Consider the following 17,520-nt stretch of genomic DNA (forward strand, 5'->3'; position numbering starts at 1 on the left):
TACCCCATCGTCTTCACCAAGATAAACCGTCGTCCCTAGATGAATGTCTGGCAGAACACTCCGCCCCAAGACGGAGCTTCACTTAATGCCGGAGACGGTGTAATCCGGTACATCCCATCATGTATGCTTATTCTAAGGAATCCGGTATGCGCGATGAATAAAGGATGGATCTAATCCGAAACGTGCGGCGCATCCGAATAAGGGTGGTGAATCAGCTGCTTATCATTAAAAACGCCATGCAAAGCATGTGGATGGCATGGGAACGCATCTTTAAATGGTCTTCGCGTTTTCGCGGTTCACATACGTTTCACTTCGGCATCTGTACCGTCATGATCAAGAAGCATCGGGGGGCGCCGATCATCTGCGCCGATTCGACCGTCATTTCGCAAGGCGATTGGATCGGCGAGCTTCATCTGGACAATGCTGAAATCTTAAACCTGATCCGTACCGAAGGTCCCGACCTTGCAGCCCTCAAGATCGCAAGGCTCGGCCGGCGATCGATGAAGCTTATCAGCCGGGCCTATGCCGATCAGTCCGAGTTCAACGAGGTAAGAGCCTTGGTCGGCATTACGCTGCTCCACCGCGGGTTGACGCACGGCCTCGGGTTCGAGATGCAGGCCATGGAGCAAGGCTTGTTCCGGAGAATGACGACGTCGTATCTTCGCCTGCTGTTGTCGGTGCTGCACCCCGAAGGCAAGAACCGGATCGGTCGCCGTACAGAACAGCTCATCCCGATGATGCTGATCCATACCCGCGCTTCGCTTGCGAGACGATTTCCGAGCCCGGTCCACGAGACGGTGATGGAACAAGCGCGATAGCCTTCTTGTAATCCATCTAGGGATTAGGGGGCGCGCAAAGCCGCCGCTATAAAAAGCGTTCGGCTGTTAGAAAGAGGAATGCTGACAGCATTACGTACTATGGTTTGGAGGTAGCAGAGTAATATGGAGGATTGGTACAAGCTGGATCACGCCGGGAAGCTGTTTCCAGCCGTGGCGGGCCAAGAAAACTCATCAACCTACCGGTTGTCGTTCTTACTGAAACATCCCGTAAAGCCACCGATTTTGCAGAAGGCGCTGGATAGCGTAATTACGCGGTTTCCACTGCTTCATGTGGAGATGGGAAACGGGTTGTTCTGGAAATTTTTACGGGAAAAGGAGTCGCCGCTGCGGGTGGAGCCGGAGGGCACATACCCTTGCGCGCCGGTGTCGCTCTCGGATTCGAACGCTAGCCTGGTTCGCATTCTGTATCACGGCAGCAAGATCAGCGTCGAAATTTTTCATGCGTTGACCGACGGCGGGGGTGCCCTTGAGTTTCTTAAAACGCTAGTGTTCCAGTATTTATGTCTGCTTGGCGAAAATGTGGATGACAAGCAGGGGATGATCCTGCCGCCTGCGTCGTTTGCCAGATATGCGGAAGCCCAGGACAGCTTCAAGGCACACTATACATCAGAGCCGCCGCTTGATCTGGACAAGGCTCCCGAGGCGTTCCAAATACGAGGGACACGCTTTGTTCCCTACGGCCACAACGTCATTCACGGCATGCTTCGGGCCTCCGGCCTGAATGCATGTGCGAAAGAGAAGGGCGTAACGTTGACGGCGTATTTGACGGCCATTCTGGTGATAGCGGTCCATCATGCGGGTGAGCCACTAAATACGGAGCGTCGACCGATCGTAATCAGCATGCCGGTGAATCTGCGAAATATCTTTCCATCCAGCAGCCTCCGCAACTTTTTCGCGGTCATCAATATAGGCATTGCTGCGGCAGAGAACATGGATTTCGAGCAGGTGCTCGTGCAAGTCCAACAACAAATGAAGGAGAAAACAACGAAGTCTTATTTGTCTCGCACGATGTCCGGGAGCATGAAATACGAGAACACCTTCCTATCGCGAATCGCTCCGCTAAAGCTGAAGGATTTGGCAATCCGCTACGGATTTGACCATTATGGGGAAGAAGCCAAGACCCTTACGTTAACCAATCTGGGAAGGGTCGAGGTGCCGGAGGGAATGGCGGCGCATATTGAAGTGATGGAAACAACGATGTACCCTACGGCCAAAAGCCCGATGAACTGCGCGGTATGCTCCATCAACGATCAGCTGACCGTGACCTTCGCAAGAAATATCGTTGAGAGCGACATTATCATGCACTTCTTCCGCGAACTGTCCGGATTTACCGGGCTTGAGGTCAGGATTGTCAGCAATGATTGGGGGATGGGAGCATGAGATGCGATAGCTGCGGCGTTACGGTGGATCCGGCCCATGCGGTTTGTCCGCTTTGTCGGCGAAATACGGCCGGAGGCAGCAAAACGGCGGGCAATCGCTGGTATCCTTCCTATTCCGCAATGCCGGAACCGCGCGAGAGCGGCACGTTTGCCAGATCGCTGATTTTTATGATTATGGCGGTAATCAGCATTACCCTCGTCATTAACGTTTTGGGAAGCCGTGATGTTTGGTGGAGTCTGTATGTTGCACCCTGTGTGCTGTACGCGTGGCTGCTCATCCGTCACACGTTGATGTCCAATTCACATCTAGGGGCCAAAATCGTCGTTCAATGGCTCGGTCTGTCCGGTATGCTGCTATGGATCAACGCGCTTTCGGGTGGGACCGCCTGGTCAACCGGGTACGTCATCCCGTTCCTGGTTATGGCTGCAACCCTGCTGATGACGTTGCTCTGCATTGCAAAGCCGCTTGGCTGGCGCGAGTTCGGAGGATATTTGCTGCTTATGGTGTTTCTGGGATTTACCCCCTTACTGTTCTTTCTGCTCGGTCTTTCGCACGTATTATGGCCGTCGGTTTCGGCAGCGATGTATGCCCTGTTGACGTTCGGCGGGATGTGGCTGCTTGCGGACAAGGGCTTCCGCAAAGAAGTGAAGCGCAGGCTGCACTATTGACGAAAGTCATGAGGGGAATGATACCAAATGGATCATTCACCAAAAAGCCGAATGTGAATCAGCGTACGGACAAGATAGGGGTGGAAAAGAGAATACGGACCACGATGTATGATGCGGAGCACGGGTCCTGTACTAAGAAGATACACATGGTGTGTGTCTTTTTTTGTCGGTCAAAATATATAGACGTAAAAGAATATCTATTATTGTGATAGGACATTAGTTAAAAATGACTTAAAGTTGGTTTTATTTTTTAGAGGTGGGAGTAACGATGCTTTAACAATAACGAATATTCGGAGGTTGAACCGCATGACCGGTATATCTGAAGTGAGGACTTATCCAGTTACACCGCAGGATCGAATGAATTATTTGCTGGGACTGTACTCGGCAGTTCAGTAAATTGGCATGGTGTTGCATTTTCCCAGCCGGCAGTTTTCGGGGAGGCCGATGCGGGTTATATGACTGCACCTATCATGTTATCCCCATTCTTCAATTTGGGAGCCAGCACATATCGCAACACCCTTGCGTTATCTGTCGGCGATCATACCCCGGCCGTCACATGGGAGAACGTGAATCGTCTACTTGATGATATGGTGAGAGAGCTCACCGACGGCAGCCCAGGTTGACATGTCAAGGATAGGCTTCAGCCGTCACGCTTAGGTGATGAGGCTGGGAGCCTGTTTTTGTATTGGGGAGGAATACAAAGCATTTAAATTTTTGGTGAGTGCGAATAAGTTTTAGAGTAATAAAAATTACTTTTAGACGTAAATATTTGTTGACTTACAGAGTAACATGAATTACTCTTTGAAGTAAATATCATGGCAGTTCGCTAAACTGGTATTCAGTGACTGCCTGGTCATTTAGGGAGGAGAGGCTGTATGTCCAAGGTGCATGTGTTGAAACCGGATATTCATTCGCTTCATGGATTTTTCAGCAGGGAACTTGAGCCGGCTCTCTATATTCAGTCCGGGGATACGGTCGAGTATCAAACGCTGGATGCGGGTTGGGGACTTGCGAAGCGTTCTTCGCCAGGAGAGCCGAGATTGAAGTTTACCGAGCGCCTGCCGGAGCGGCAGGAGAAGCAGTTTGGGCATGCTCTGCTGGGTCCCGTACATATCGAAGGGGCGGAGCCTGGGGGCACATTGGAGATCCGGATCAATGAGATTGTGCCCGGCTCCTGGGGCTGGACCTCTGCCGGTGGCTTTCCTAGCTATTGGAACGAGAAGCTGGGCATGTCGGATACCGAGGAAGTGGCGCTGGATTTCGAACTGGATGCCCGGACGATGATCGGACGAAGCCAGTTCGGTAATTTCAAATACGGCGTCGGCCTGAAGCCGTTTATGGGAATTATGGGCATGCCGCCACAAGAAAAAGGCAGACATACCACGTTCGTGCCCAGGCCATATGGAGGCAACCTGGACTGCAAAGAGTTAACCGCCGGCAGTACGTTGTATCTGCCGATCCCGGTAAGCGGCGGCTTATTCTCGACAGGGGATGGCCATGCTGCGCAAGGAGACGGCGAAGTTAGCGGGCCCGCCTTGGAATGTCCCATGGAAAAGGTGAGTCTGACCTTCCGTGTCCGTGATGACATGGCCATTACAATGCCCCGGGCAAAGACGGGCACGGGCTGGCTGACGATGGGCTTCCACGAGGATCTTGACGAAGCGATGTGGATCGCTGTGAACGGGATGCTTGATCTTATGACCGAGCTCTATGCGATTTCAAGGACTGAAGCATATGCTTATGCCACATTGACAGTGGATCTAAGAATCACTCAAATCGTGAATACGGCTAAGGGCGTGCATGCTTTTCTGCCATTCGACGCGTTGAGATAGGAAGGAGAGGGGGAAATACCGACTTCAGGCATTAGAAGCGTACGCTTTGAAACCTGTTGGATGAAGGTTTGCACTTTATTAAAAATAGCTGCTTATACCTAGGAGGAACTGTAAATGCAATTATGTGAAACGATGGTGAATAACAATGGGGTGCATATTCACGTGACGGAGGCCCATCGGGAACTGAATAAGGGAGATGTTCCGCTCGTTATCATTCCCGGGTTGTCAGAATCAGCAGAAGATTACATTAGCATTGTAGAGAAGCTGACTCCCCGACATATCATTATGATCACGCTCCGCGGCCGGGGCAAAAGCGACTCCCCTGCATCGGGATTCACGCTCGAGGATCATATCAGTGATATCGACGCGGTTGTTCGTCATTTAGAACTTGAGTCATTCATTCTCATGGGATATTCAAGGGGCGTGTCGTATCAGCTAGGCTATGCCGTTCAGCATCCTGAACGCATCCGGGGGTTGATCATCGGCGACTATCCTGCCATTCATACTCAGCTTCCGCCGGGATGGGTGGAGTTCTTCGCATCCTTACCGCCGTGGCGGGGGAAGAAGCTGTATGACCGGATGCAGGCCGGGGCCTTGCATGCACTGCAGCGGGAATCAAGCAAGGTGGAGTTATGGGATGACTTGACCACTTTGACTTGTCCAGCCTTGATTATCCGTGGCGTAAAACCGCATCCCGGGTTATCATTAGAAGCAGCGGAGCAGTACAAGCTGAAGCTGCCACAGGCCAAGCTTGTGGAGTTCGATCAGCATGACCATAATATTTTCGAACCGGACGCGGAAGCGTTTGTCCGCACCGCAGATTCCTTTATGAACGCGATCAGGTAAGATCCTGAAGAAACATGAATCTACTATTAAAAAAGGGTGTACGCATTTGGACAATCTGAAGCTTAATGTATCGCTGCTGCGACAAAGAGTTCCGAACCTGACGAGCGCTGCCAAGTCTTTTGGATTGCGGCCGGCCACCGTCTCCAATTTATGTACGGGGAAGATCCCGGTCGGCCGCGCGGAAGTCCGCACGATTGCCGCATTGGCAGCGCTGGCGAAATGCAGTTTGGATGAGCTGATCTTGCGCGGAGATCGGATCGATATGATCGAAACGGGCATTAAGCCGCTCGATTTATTTGCCCCGATCGCTAAAGGCGGGACGGTAGGTTTAGTGGCCCGTCCGGGAATGGGGCAGCTGGTGCTGCTCGGCGAATTGTTCCATCATTTTAAACGGGATGGTTATATGACGATTCTGCTGAAGCCAGAAGGGGAATACCCCGAGCTGCAGGATATGCTGGATGATGTGGAGCGGGTGGCGTATTCCATAGAAGAAGTTTATGATGTCGCGGTAAGCACGCCGCCGGGTAAGGAGATGATGCTCGCCGCGGACCGGGAGCATGTGCTGACCGGAAAAATATACGAGCTGCAGGAGCGTCTGCAGCAGGAAGGCCATCAGCATGTTACCACATTTCTCGTCGACCTGAAAGGAGCTGTGGTTGATGAGGATATTCCTTACGGTCCGCTCGAAACGCTCTGGTATTTCGACGCGGATCTGGCGGCAAGACATATGTTTCCTGCCGTCAATCCGATCTACTCTACCTCGTCGGTGCTGGAAGGTGCCCATCTGGATCAGAATCACGCCTCGGTTCAGCAGCGGGCTCAGAAGCTGCTGCGCCGTTACCGCGAGCTTCGCTCATTAGTACAGGTGAGGGGTCTGCAGGCGATTCCTGCATCGGAAACGGAAGTGTATCAGAGAGGGGAGAGACTGGAGGCTTACCTTACACAGCCTTTTTACATTGCAAAAGCCTATTCCGGAAGAGAAGGGGAACGGGTTCCGCTCCAAGACACCCTGCATGACGTTCAGGCGATTCTGAATGGAAGTATGGATCATCGGGACGTAGAGAGCTTAACCTGGATCGGAAAAATAAATTAGTGCCGCAACAAGTGCAAACAAGCCGGTTCTGCTTCGCAAAGCAGAATTCGGCTTTTCGCATGCTCTCTATTAAATCCGGATTAATTCGGATTTCCCATTGAATATCATAGGTTCCTTTAATATAATTATCCAAGCTTGATCGACTGGCCGCATCTTGGACGGGGTCAGAGGATTACCGTTTTGGGAACCGGCCGTTCGATTATTTAACAAAAGAAGGAGACATGGGGTAATGAAGAACAAAAAGAATTGGATGATTACGGCAGCGATTGCAGTGTTATTGCTGCTCGTGTTCGTCCCGGTCCAGCAATCTTACAGTGCGGAGGGGTCTTCGGCAGCTGAAGTGTCAGGAAGCGCTCTTGAGGGGCAGTTTCACCTCAGTCATGTCGTAAAAATTTATATCCCATCCACGGTGAAGGGAAACATTGAAATCACCGAAGAAGCCCAGCAAAAGTTCGTAGATCAGGCATTAACGAAGTTTTCGCAATGGTTCGGCGGCGCTACAGCTATTGACGGTGAGGGTGCTTGGGTGGACAAAGATCAGAAGCTGATCAAGGAGAATGTTACGATTGTGTACGCCTATGCCGAGAAACTGGATAAGAAATCATTGGATCATGTGGTGGCGTATGCCAAGCAGCTGAAAGAGGATCTCGCTCAATATACGATTTCCCTAGAAGTGGATGGAAAAATGTACTTTATCGAATAAAAAGAAACGTCATAACGTGAACCCACAGGTATTATTACTTAACTCATGCATCATCATACTTAACAATAATGATCTATAGTGAAGGGGCTGACGCTTCTCATCCTGCAGCAGGGGATGAGAGGGCCAGCCTTTTTTTTGCGCACTCCTAGTACAGAAATCTCCAGAGATAGAAGGTAGCGTAGGATTCCCAATTGACCCAAGAAGCCGACAGCTTCCGAATCTCTTCCTTCGTCGGCTTCTTCTCCATGCCCAGCACATGCTTGATCGCATTGTGCAGTCCAACGTCATCAATCGGAAAGGCGCTGGGGATCCGAAGGCAGCGCATCAGTACATAATTCGCCGTCCAGGGGCCAATGCCGCGGATCGCGATAAGCATGTTCTCCGCTTGCTTCAGGCCCCCGGCCTCAAGCAGCTTCTCCTTGGTCAATGCTCCATCTGCCATGAGTTTGGCAACGTCCAGAATGTACTCGCATTTCTTCACCGTCATCCGAAGACCGCTGAGGTCCCGGACGTTTAATCCCGCGATTTCCTCCGGCCGCGGGAATATCCAATATGTCTCTCCCTCGCATTCGAGGCGTCGGCCAAAGGCTTCCACGAAACGCCTCTTTAACGTATAGGCATAGGTTAAATTGATCTGTTGACCTAGAATGCCCCAGCACAACGCTTCGAACAGATCGGGGATTCCCATGTTGCGAAGCCCGTAGAAGGATTGGACAGCTTCGCGGAGGAGGGGATCAACAGCCGCCATCTCATAGAATGGAACCAGATCGGTGTTCATGTCGAACCAATCGCGGACGTACGCAGCTGCTTCAGCCCGCATACTGGGCTCAACAGGGATGAAATCCCCAAGGAAACGAACGATGACGGCCTGTTCGTGAGGCGCTTCGCGAACTTCAATCACGACGATATCCTGTCCTAGGCCCAAGGGGAGAGCTCGATAAATCCGGTCGTTGCGGATGTGAAACAGACATTCATTCGGCGAGCGCTGCAGGTAACTCAGGTTCTCCTTGAAGCTGAATTCCTTCGGCACGAACATCTTGAGTTCATGCTGATGGTCCTCCCAGCTGCTATGAGGGACCGGATTCGGATGGGAGTGCCGAGAGGAAACCGAAGCAGCACGCTGATTCGTATCAGCGAGACTGCCCCATGCATGCTCAGTGCTTGGTTCTATGGAATTTGCGGGCGTTCGGCCGTTTGGTGTCGGCTTCGATTGGGACATGATTCATCGTTTCCTTTCGCTCTAATTATCTCTTATACTATTTGTACCATACTACGGAAGCAAATCATTTTGTAATCTTGCTCTTATATTCCAAAAACCGTACAACGAGCCGAACCTGTGGTTATAATGTTAGCGGAGGTGAATGAAACGTGGCCAACCGGATCGAGCCAACCGAAGCACAGTGGAAGGCGATCATCGAAAATGATAAAGCGAGTGACGGCAAGTTTTTTTATGCGGTCGAAACGACCGGGATTTTCTGCAGACCTTCCTGCAAGTCCAGACCCCCGAAAAAAGAAAATGTGCGCGTATTTCAATCGGCGGATGAAGCAAGATCCGAGCATTTCCGTCCATGCAAACGGTGTAAGCCAACGGGAGAGCGCCTGCCGGACCACGAATGGATCGAGCTTGTCAAGGAGTACATCGATAAAAACTACAACGAGCAGCTAACGCTGGATCTGTTGGCCGATGTGAGTCATGGCAGTCCGTATCACCTTCACCGCATATTCAAGCGGGTCACCGGAATGACCCCTACGGAATATATCCAGAAGCTGCGTGTCGATAAAGCCAAGCAGCTCCTGACGGATACGGCTAAACCTATCGCTGATATCGGTCAATTGGTCGGGATAGAGAATGCGGCTTACTTCGTAACTTTGTTTAAGAAGAAGACCGGGACGACTCCTTTAAGCTATCGCCGGCAAGCTTTAAATTATTCAAGTATGGAGGTAATGAATCATGATGGAATCCAATCCTGATGTGATCCGCTGGACGCGGCTGACTCATGCTGGCTGGAGCCTGTACATCGCGGCAACGGAGCAAGGATTATGCTATGTCGGTTCACAGGATAAGACGTTTGACGAGATGGCGGAATGGGTCGCTGCTAAATATCCCGGTGCTGGGCTTGTGCAGGATGACCGCATTATGAAGCCCTATGTAAGAGAGCTGGAGGAATATTTGCAGGGAAAGCGTGACCTGTTCGAGATGGCCATGGATTATAAGGGGACTCCTTTTCAAAGGGCGGTGTGGCGTGCACTGTGCCAAATCCCCTACGGGAAGACCATGACGTATACGGACATCGCCCAAAGCATCGGAAAGCCGGCTGCCGTTCGAGCGGTAGGGGCCGCCATCGGGGCGAATCTGCTCTTGGTCACCGTACCATGTCACCGGGTTATCGGCAAAAATGGGGCCTTGACGGGCTATCGCGGAGGCCTTGCGATGAAGAGCCAGCTGCTGGAGCTTGAGCGTAAACATGAGCAAGCCATTCAGAAGGAGACCGCGGAGTATGTCTAGTACGCTGCCCGAACGCATTGAAGGGCTGTACTGGGAAGGGATTCAAACGGAGCTGGATGAACGCGGCTATGCCGTGATACCCAGGCTGCTGCTGCCGGAAGAGTGCGCGGCAATCATAGGCACTTACCAGGAGGAATCGCGGTTTCGCAGTACGATCAACATGGCAAGGCACCGGTTCGGGATCGGTGAGTATAAATACTATCAGGCTCCCCTCCCGGAACTGCTTCAGCAGCTCCGGGAGGGCTTCTATCCCGAGCTGGCGCTAACGGCCAACCGCTGGCTGACATGGCTCGGAAGCGAGGAGAGGTACCCGGCAAGGCTGAACGATTTTCTGGCGGTATGCCATGCTCAGGAACAGCGGCGCTCAACGCCGTTGATTCTAAAATACGAAGAAGGCGGATATAACTGTCTGCATCAGGATTTGTAGGGGGATGTGTTTTTTCCATTCCAGGTCGTGTTCGTATTAAACGAAAGAGAAGCCGATTATACAGGCGGAGAATTTCTTCTGGTGGAACAGCGGCCCCGCGCGCAGAGCCGGGGGCATGTCATCACCTTGGAGCAGGGCTCTGGCTTGATCTTTCCGACCCATCACCGGCCAGTCATGGGAACCCGGGGATATTACCGGACGATGCTGCGGCATGGTGTGAGCACAATCACCTCCGGGACCAGGTACAGCCTCGGGATCATTTTCCATGATGCCAAGTGAGCCCGTTTCTTCTTGTTCATCCTTTTAACTTTTTTGAAAAAGAGCGAGCAGCTGCTATCTTCCCGTTCTTGGATAATCGGAGTAACCGGGATATTTGACAATATACCCTTTTTCCTTTCGCAGGGCGTGTATAAATTCCGACCCTACATGAAGGTTCTCCTGAATTAGCTGATGAGGGGTGAGCGCCATCCATTGATTCAGGGAAACATCTTCAAAGCGGCTGCTCTTAAACATTTCCAAAACCCACAGACTTCGGTCGCCGGTATTCTGAATATAATGCCCATATGCGAACGGCACATATCCGACATCGCCGGCACGATAATCGAAAGTGCGAGCCGTGCCATTGGGTGCAAAAACGGTCATGCGGCCAGTGCCCGATATATAATACTGCCATTCATCATTGTTTGGATGCCAGTGCATTTCTCGCATTGCACCCGGTTTGATCTCCAGCAATGAGGCGGCAATGGTCGTCGAAATTGGAAAATTGGTGGAGTCCACGATCCGCACCGTCCCGCCCGGAGTAACGATCGGCTCCTGTGCGAGCAGTCGATGCGTGAAGCTTTTTGGCACCGTACCATAGGGGTCCGCTACGAGTTGACTTTCAAGAGGACCCGGAATGTTTCCTTGAAAGATATATCGCTGTTGTTTGGGAATATGGGTAAAAGAGCTGGCGGGCACGCCAAAATTCGCCGACAGCACGTCTTTCGGCGTATGTGCGAACCAGTCAGAGATCGATAATGTATTGAGGTCGGAGAAGCTGCCGTCATCGAAGACCAGCAGAAACTCGCAGCCACTTTCCAGCCCTTGAATGGAGTGGGGAATTCCCGGCGGAAAATACCACAGATCACCTACGCCGACATCGGCTATGAAGTTTCTTCCATCCTGATCGACTGCCGTAATGCGTGCGCTGCCGACGAGGACGATCGCCCATTCCGCCGACTGATGCCAATGCAGTTCTCGCACACCGCCCGGAGTCAGCGCCATATTCACCCCGGAAAGCGTAGTTGCAATCGGGAGCTGTCGAACGGTAACCTCCCGGGACCAGCCGCCATGATTCAACTGCATATAGGTATCGGAAAAGGAAAATTTCAGGTTGGGAAGCGTACCCGCATCCGTCACAGGCGGAACCAGCATATCCGGGTTCTCCAGGTCACGCATGATGTCACGTGGTCCCAAATCCCACCACCCGGCGCCATCATTCCGTACAGGTTGGGGTATATATCCATCCCTGTTGTCATTACTCAATAGTATTCACACCTCTCATCTTCATCAAAATATGAACGAAGTTACTTAATAAACGTTATGAACAGCATTTCGGATTTAGAAATGCAACATCTCCCGCGATCGCCACAATCCACGGCATGTTTGGAGCGCAAGCCTGGCGGGAATACCCATCGCACGAAAGACGGCAAGGTCGGAGGGGAGAGCGGCAAGCTTGTGATTCGGCTTCTGGCTGGCGAAGCTGAAGGTTTCAGTATACTATAGAAGGAACTCGCTTCTCGTTGTCTTCATGAAGATAAAGGGAATATTGGCCTGAGCAGACAAGGGGGGACCTTATGAAAACGGAGGTTCAGTATAAAACGCCGAAGACATTGCTTAATAAAGGAACCGGGTTTTTGAACGGATACAGCCATACCTTGAATCCGTATACGGGCTGCAGCTTTGCCTGTTCGTATTGTTATGTGAGGCAAATGCCGGTCTCTTTATTTCGCAAGCAGGAGTGGGGCTCCTGGGTCGATGTGAAGCAAGGAGCGGCCGAAACTCTTCGCAAGGAGCTGAGTCGAGCCAAGCAGAAGGGGCCGGTTACCATCTTCATGTCCTCGAGCACCGACCCGTACCAGCCGGCAGAAGCGAAGGAGGAAGTGACTCGCATGATACTGGAGGTCATGGCCGCGGATCCGCCGGATTTTCTATTGGTGCAGACTCGCAGTCCGTTGGTTCGGCGGGATATTGATCTGCTGCAGCAATTAGGGGATCGGGTCCGGGTCAGCATGACGGTGGAGACGGACAGGGAGGACATCCGAAAGCAATTTACGCCTTCGGCTCCGCCGATCCAGGCCAGATTGAAGGCCCTTGAACAGCTGAGAGATGCCGGAATCCGGACGCAAGCCGCGATTGCTCCCGTGCTGCCAAGCACGGAGAAATTCCCTGAGATCCTGCGCCCGCTTGTCCATCGCGTATGTATCGACGATTATTTCATGGGTGACGGGAGCGGCGGGAAACGCACGAAGAAGCTCGCTTTGAACGAGCTGTATAGAGTGCTCGGACTTGAGGAATGGTACCACCCTTCCGCCTATCGGGTCGTATATGATCGGTTTCGCACGGTATTTCCGGAAGATCAGCTGTATGTGAGTCAAAAGGGATTCGAACCATGAGTGAATCGCAGCAACATTCATATATCAGTTAAGCCTTCAAAGGGATGGTTCCTTGGAAGGCTTTTATTATAAGCAGATCGGATAGCGATGCGGCGACCGAAGCGGGTGATGTCTTAAGCGGTTAGAGCAATTCAAACCGGTTGAGCATGCTCAGGCTCGTATTTTGTATTCCAGTGATGTTATTGGATGTTATAATTACCCAATAGAGTATATATTTAAAAACTGAATGCCTGTGACTGTTATAGCCCACATGGATTCGAATTTAAGCGAGGTGATTGCGCTGAATGACGATTTGGAGCTATCCACTGCAAAGGAGGGAGGGGCATGAATAAGAAGCATATTAGAATTATTATCATTGCATTAAGTTGTCTAGCATTACTGGGTTCGGTTTATATGGTCAGAGGATTTATAGATTATTATCAAAGTTTAAACACAACTATTCATAATGCAGCCCCATCTCCAAAAGCCATGCAGGATTGGCAAAAAGATTACGATCGAAGAGTTCGAAGCGAACCTGCAGAAAGGGTGGTAACTAAATACGGGGATTTTTATTACGCCTCTTCTCCAAACTCATTTCCGAGGAGTGAAATAGCTAATCTCGATGCTGACGACGAAGTGACCCAAGATACCAAACAGATCATATTGAAGGGATATTATTACGAGAAGAAGTTATAAGTAAGAGCAATTCCGAATCGGGTCGTTCCGTAACGGGTGAAGCGTAAATGACATAATAGCACGAAACAAACTACTTTGATGGAGAAACTACATATGAAGATATTTCTTGTAAGACACGGCGCAGATGAAGAGGGCTTTCGAGGGGGATGGAGCAGCAGGGGGTTAATCGAGCAAGGCGTGTTCCAATCGAGGAGGCTTGGGGAGTTTCTGCATCGTTACCAAGACGAATATGGGATTCGCACAATAATGAGCAGTGATCTACCACGCGCAGTTGAAACGGCTAGGGAGATTGAACGAATTATTAACAAAGAAACCATTTACTCCGAAGATTTGGAGGGAAAGGAATAACGGGTATTTAGCAGGTATGCCAAATCAAGAAGCCGAGAAACGGTATCCAGGTGTTTACTTCAATACGCTGGACATGGATGCTCCTTTTCCGGGAGGGGAAACACCGAAGCATTTTTATAACCGAATTATCAAAGCATTTGAGAGCTTATGCAGGAAGCTTGAATGTCAAGAAGTGAAGTCGAATGTTCTGCTAGTTACCCATGGCGGTGTCATTAATGTCTTGTATTATCATTTAAACGGTCAGGATTGGACCAACAAAAGTCCGTTCTTTCCAATTGATAACACAAGTGTGCATACGGTTGAGAAGATCTTGAATCAATGGAAGATTACCGAAAAGAATACGATGAAGCATTGTAAGGGGCTTTTAGCTAGGTCTATCAAATAATTCAGAAAAGAGTGATCGCGTATGGCTACACATGAACAGATTTATCAAAATCAATCGGATATCTATGAGTTGATGATTAGTAAGCAGCCTGAATTATCTGAAGTGATCCGGGGGATCCGGAATTTTCAGGATTTAGCGGTCCTGGATCTAGGAGCGGGAACCGGCCGGTTATCAAGTGCTGTTGCGAAGGATGCGGGTTCATTAATCTGTACGGACATTTCTGCTCCCATGCTGGAGCTCTTAGATCAAAAATTAATTGGGCAAGGGCTTGAGCGTAATTGGAGTGCGGTTGTTGCAGACCATAGGGAGCTGCCCCTGGCCGATAAATCGATAGATTTGGCGGTTTAGGGCTGGAGTATCGGTTATTTAGCCAATACGGACAATGACGATTGGGCGGAAAATTTAGAACGGGTCATGTCTGAACTTCACCGTGTGCTGAAGCCACATGCCACCATCATCATATTCGAGACGATGGGCACGGGGACGGAAACCCCGAATCCTCCCGGATTTCTGACGAAGTATTATACAGCACTTGAAGAGGAATACGGCTTCCAGCACAAGTGGATCCGAATGGACTATACCTTTAGCCATGTCGAAGAAGCCAGACAATGCACCGAGTTTTTCTTTGGCGAAGAGCTTGGGCGGAAGATCCTCGACAATCAGTGGTCAACGGTTCCGGAATGTGCAGGAATTTGGTGGAAGCATATATAGTTAAATTCAATGTGAAAAGGCCTTTACCCGATAAACCTCAGGGTGTAGGCCGATTTTCAAGGATTTTTTTGATTTTGGTCTGTTTCATTGACAAGGTAAATTAGCCTACAACTGGGCTTGTTGTTGCGTTTAATCCAATGAGCCTAGCTGGCTTAAAATATCCTGCCTTCTTTGGTCAATATATTTCCTTATGGTATCCGGCTCTGCGTCGAACACCTTCGTGCTCCATTTATGATTGGGGTCCTTATAAACGTCAGCAGCAATGGCATCATGCATCTTGTATACGAGGGGCAGTTGACGTCTCACCGTAAATACCGATTCAAGAAATCCTGACAAGAGAGCCTTATACCTTTGCCTGTGTGAACGAAAGGACAATACCTTCTCCGTTAGTTTATTGTAACCTTGAATTTTCACAAGGTTTGAATCTACTATTTTCCCATAACAATTCCTTCCCCAAGTCCCCTCGTAGTCCCATGGGATCATGCGATATGTTCTGCTTTTTCCGTGCTCAAACAAGGTATAGTTTTGGTTAAAGCCATCATAATTCCCCGTTAATACCGCGCCGCATAACCACCGCAAGTAATTTTCGATGTCCAGGTGCCTGCGAAGATATTGCTGCAGCTCGGCACCTTCTTTCTGGTGAATCCCCTGAATAAAGTTAGATAGTTTTAAGCGATCCCGCTCTGAGCCTTTTATAAGATTATAGCCAGAGAAGAAAGATTTGCCCGACGATCGTTTATCTGTAAAGTCGGCGTTGTCGTTAACCGCATAAATGATGCTTCGAACTGGAATCCCTCTTTTTCGAAAAAAGGGAGTCTTTACAGCCTCTATATTTAGATATACCCCAAGCTTTTCATTGTTCAGCGTAAGCACGCAGTGCCGGGTCGAAGGGCTTGGCACATGAATCGAATTGAAAAATTGAAAGGAAAGCGCATTTCGAATCAAGGAAGGGTCATCATATTCAGCATTAAAGTGGTAGGTATATTTGGAGGTTCTAATTTCATAGGATTTTTTCGGATATTCTCGGGTATGCCCTCCCCGGTAGCGAATACGTATCGGTATTCTTTTTCCGCCGATAACGAGCTGTCCCGGCACAAAACGATTGGACCAGATATTGCTGTTTAACTGTTCATAATCCTTGTCTTTGATCATTACTCGATACACAGGCAAAGGCATGAAGCTACCTCCTTCAAACTGATAGACTATCGTTTGAATTTGTCTGCTTGATTATATTAAACCAGTTCCTTTCTATTACATGAAACATATAAGTATATTACCGACAGACCTGATGGACAGTTGAGGGGTATCTACAGCTTTCGTGATCATGCCCGAGATCTTACCATTCTTGATCTGTCGAAAATAAATCCTTGAAAGGAGCATGGACATGGCTTACAACAGGTTTGGCTTCGGGAACTTGGTAGGAAGAAACGTAAAGATCAATCGCGGTGGACCGGATTCCATCGAAGGTCTTCTGCTGGATGCCCAATCCGACTACTTGGTTGCAGTTGCTGACGGCGGTTTCGTTTATGTTAAAGACGAGCATGTCAAAAGCATCACGGATACGGGTAAATCTGGTGGAGAAAGAGAGAGCATTGTCAATCCGATCAGGGCCTACGACTTCGTTGGTGTTATGCAAGCCCTTCGTTATCGCTATGTGAAAGTAAACCGCGGCGGACCGGAAAAAATCGAGGGTATCATCGTCGACGTGAACCAGAATTATTTGATCTTAACGGTGAAAGGACAAGAGGTCGTTCACGTTCCGGTAAGTCATATTAAATCGATTACCGTAATCCGCGGCGGGAATAGTAACCAATCCGGCGGTAACCAGAATCAAAACAGCAGCTCCAAAGGTAATCAATCTCAAGGCAATCAAGCGCAAGGTAACCAATCGGGAGGCAACCGTTCAGGCGGTAACCAAGCGCAAGGTAACCAGTCGGGAGGCAACCGTTCTGGCGGCAACCAAACACGAGGCAATCGCACAGGCGGCAACCAAACACGTGGCAATCGCACAGGCGGCAACCAAACACGTGGCAATCGCACAGGCGGTAACCAAACCGCAGGCAACCGCACAGGTGGCAATCAATCCAGAGGGAACCGTACTGGCGGCAACCAAACGGCCGGAGACTGGATGAATTGGACAGGCGGCAATCAATCCAAGCATCGTTCAGGCAAACGTAACCGCAGTGGTAATCGATCGTACAATCGCTCCGGTAAGCGCAATCGTAGCGGTAAACAAAGAAGCGGAGGCGAGTAATAATCCTATAGGATAGGAGCGCCTAGCCAGCCATCTTCTGCTCACCCATAAGTGAAACAATTAAGCATTCCCCCCTATAAAGCACTTCTGAATGGGCATTGGCTGCACAGTCATCCAATGCTCCCTTCAGGGGGTTTTTAAATATTTTGCTTAAAAAGTTGTGCAATCTGCACGTTAAAGTTCGATACCAACAATATAT

20 protein-coding genes and 1 pseudogene are annotated in these 17,520 nt (G+C 50.0%); 18 read left to right on the forward strand and 3 right to left on the reverse strand.

The features are described from left to right. Positions 1-164 precede the first annotated feature (164 nt). The 8 genes from NSQ46_RS13230 to NSQ46_RS13265 all read left to right on the forward strand — a co-directional run bounded on the left by NSQ46_RS13230 (position 165) and on the right by NSQ46_RS13265 (position 7,361). Complete coding sequence (locus NSQ46_RS13230; protein WP_083832624.1) at positions 165-818, forward strand: polysaccharide deacetylase; 654 nt, start codon at positions 165-167, stop codon at positions 816-818. Between the two features lie 123 nt (positions 819-941). Next, entirely contained in the window at positions 942-2,219 is a 1,278-nt protein-coding gene (locus NSQ46_RS13235) for a hypothetical protein (RefSeq protein WP_007130248.1), read from the forward strand. Further along, positions 2,216-2,887 (forward strand): DUF6320 domain-containing protein, encoded by a 672-nt coding sequence (locus NSQ46_RS13240; RefSeq protein WP_341341859.1) that lies wholly within the window; start codon positions 2,216-2,218, stop codon positions 2,885-2,887. Before NSQ46_RS13235 ends, NSQ46_RS13240 begins: the two co-directional genes overlap by 4 nt. A gap of 455 nt (positions 2,888-3,342) precedes the next feature. Then, positions 3,343-3,510, forward strand: a complete 168-nt coding sequence (locus NSQ46_RS13245; RefSeq protein ID WP_157462167.1) for a hypothetical protein — start codon at positions 3,343-3,345, stop codon at positions 3,508-3,510. A 252-nt stretch (positions 3,511-3,762) separates the two neighbouring features. Next, positions 3,763-4,719 carry an acetamidase/formamidase family protein gene (locus tag NSQ46_RS13250; protein WP_007130246.1) on the forward strand — a complete coding sequence of 319 codons (957 nt, stop codon included), beginning with the start codon at positions 3,763-3,765 and terminating at the stop codon, positions 4,717-4,719. A 114-nt stretch (positions 4,720-4,833) separates the two neighbouring features. Further along, complete coding sequence (locus NSQ46_RS13255) at positions 4,834-5,565, forward strand: alpha/beta hydrolase (protein ID WP_007130245.1); 732 nt, start codon at positions 4,834-4,836, stop codon at positions 5,563-5,565. 46 nt (positions 5,566-5,611) lie between these two features. Then, the gene (locus tag NSQ46_RS13260) at positions 5,612-6,658 is read left to right on the forward strand and encodes a hypothetical protein (protein WP_342576843.1); all 1,047 of its coding nucleotides are present in this window, start codon (positions 5,612-5,614) and stop codon (positions 6,656-6,658) included. Positions 6,659-6,887: 229 nt separating this feature from the next. After that, positions 6,888-7,361, forward strand: coding sequence for a DUF3574 domain-containing protein (locus NSQ46_RS13265; protein WP_007130243.1), 474 nt, complete (start codon positions 6,888-6,890; stop codon positions 7,359-7,361). 145 nt (positions 7,362-7,506) lie between these two features. Here NSQ46_RS13265 and NSQ46_RS13270 read toward each other — a convergent pair whose 3' ends face one another. After that, on the reverse strand, positions 7,507-8,580 hold the full coding sequence (locus NSQ46_RS13270; protein WP_341341860.1) for a DNA-3-methyladenine glycosylase: 1,074 nt from the start codon (positions 8,578-8,580) through the stop codon (positions 7,507-7,509). A gap of 149 nt (positions 8,581-8,729) precedes the next feature. On the opposite strand from NSQ46_RS13270, the gene NSQ46_RS13275 reads away from it, so the two are divergent. From NSQ46_RS13275 to NSQ46_RS13285, 3 genes and pseudogenes are all read left to right on the forward strand, one after another. Further along, on the forward strand, positions 8,730-9,332 hold the full coding sequence (locus NSQ46_RS13275; RefSeq protein WP_342576844.1) for a bifunctional transcriptional activator/DNA repair enzyme AdaA: 603 nt from the start codon (positions 8,730-8,732) through the stop codon (positions 9,330-9,332). After that, positions 9,316-9,867, forward strand: a complete 552-nt coding sequence (locus tag NSQ46_RS13280) for a methylated-DNA--[protein]-cysteine S-methyltransferase (protein WP_342576993.1) — start codon at positions 9,316-9,318, stop codon at positions 9,865-9,867. The genes NSQ46_RS13275 and NSQ46_RS13280 overlap by 17 nt, the downstream gene beginning before the upstream one ends. After that, positions 9,860-10,573 (forward strand): annotated as a pseudogene (locus NSQ46_RS13285) (2OG-Fe(II) oxygenase). The gene NSQ46_RS13280 and the pseudogene NSQ46_RS13285 overlap by 8 nt, the downstream one beginning before the upstream one ends. A 54-nt stretch (positions 10,574-10,627) precedes the next feature. On the opposite strand, the gene NSQ46_RS13290 reads toward NSQ46_RS13285, so the two are convergent. Further along, positions 10,628-11,731: an oxalate decarboxylase family bicupin gene (locus tag NSQ46_RS13290; RefSeq protein ID WP_232239294.1), complete on the reverse strand. Its 1,104-nt coding sequence runs from the start codon at positions 11,729-11,731 to the stop codon at positions 10,628-10,630. A gap of 398 nt (positions 11,732-12,129) precedes the next feature. Between NSQ46_RS13290 and NSQ46_RS13295 the strand changes: the two genes are divergently transcribed. The 6 genes from NSQ46_RS13295 (at position 12,130) to NSQ46_RS13320 (ending at position 15,067) form a co-directional block, all read left to right on the forward strand. Continuing rightward, on the forward strand, positions 12,130-12,948 hold the full coding sequence (locus NSQ46_RS13295) for a radical SAM protein (RefSeq protein WP_007130237.1): 819 nt from the start codon (positions 12,130-12,132) through the stop codon (positions 12,946-12,948). Between the two features lie 324 nt (positions 12,949-13,272). Beyond that, positions 13,273-13,623 (forward strand): hypothetical protein, encoded by a 351-nt coding sequence (locus NSQ46_RS13300; protein WP_007130236.1) that lies wholly within the window; start codon positions 13,273-13,275, stop codon positions 13,621-13,623. A gap of 93 nt (positions 13,624-13,716) precedes the next feature. Continuing rightward, positions 13,717-13,971: a phosphoglycerate mutase family protein gene (locus tag NSQ46_RS13305; RefSeq protein ID WP_007130235.1), complete on the forward strand. Its 255-nt coding sequence runs from the start codon at positions 13,717-13,719 to the stop codon at positions 13,969-13,971. Positions 13,972-13,987: 16 nt separating this feature from the next. Next, entirely contained in the window at positions 13,988-14,356 is a 369-nt protein-coding gene (locus tag NSQ46_RS13310) for a histidine phosphatase family protein (RefSeq protein WP_007130234.1), read from the forward strand. A gap of 21 nt (positions 14,357-14,377) precedes the next feature. After that, positions 14,378-14,704 carry a class I SAM-dependent methyltransferase gene (locus NSQ46_RS13315; RefSeq protein ID WP_007130233.1) on the forward strand — a complete coding sequence of 109 codons (327 nt, stop codon included), beginning with the start codon at positions 14,378-14,380 and terminating at the stop codon, positions 14,702-14,704. A gap of 66 nt (positions 14,705-14,770) precedes the next feature. Beyond that, positions 14,771-15,067 carry a hypothetical protein gene (locus NSQ46_RS13320; protein ID WP_007130232.1) on the forward strand — a complete coding sequence of 99 codons (297 nt, stop codon included), beginning with the start codon at positions 14,771-14,773 and terminating at the stop codon, positions 15,065-15,067. 129 nt (positions 15,068-15,196) lie between these two features. Here NSQ46_RS13320 and NSQ46_RS13325 read toward each other — a convergent pair whose 3' ends face one another. Then, positions 15,197-16,243, reverse strand: a complete 1,047-nt coding sequence (locus tag NSQ46_RS13325; RefSeq protein WP_007130231.1) for a CotH kinase family protein — start codon at positions 16,241-16,243, stop codon at positions 15,197-15,199. A gap of 208 nt (positions 16,244-16,451) precedes the next feature. Between NSQ46_RS13325 and NSQ46_RS13330 the strand changes: the two genes are divergently transcribed. Continuing rightward, the gene (locus NSQ46_RS13330) at positions 16,452-17,321 is read left to right on the forward strand and encodes a hypothetical protein (protein ID WP_007130230.1); all 870 of its coding nucleotides are present in this window, start codon (positions 16,452-16,454) and stop codon (positions 17,319-17,321) included. Positions 17,322-17,520: the final 199 nt, after the last annotated feature.

Origin of the sequence: Paenibacillus sp. FSL M8-0142, from assembly GCF_038597315.1 — a bacterium.
Lineage (GTDB): Bacteria > Bacillota > Bacilli > Paenibacillales > Paenibacillaceae > Paenibacillus_AQ > Paenibacillus_AQ lactis.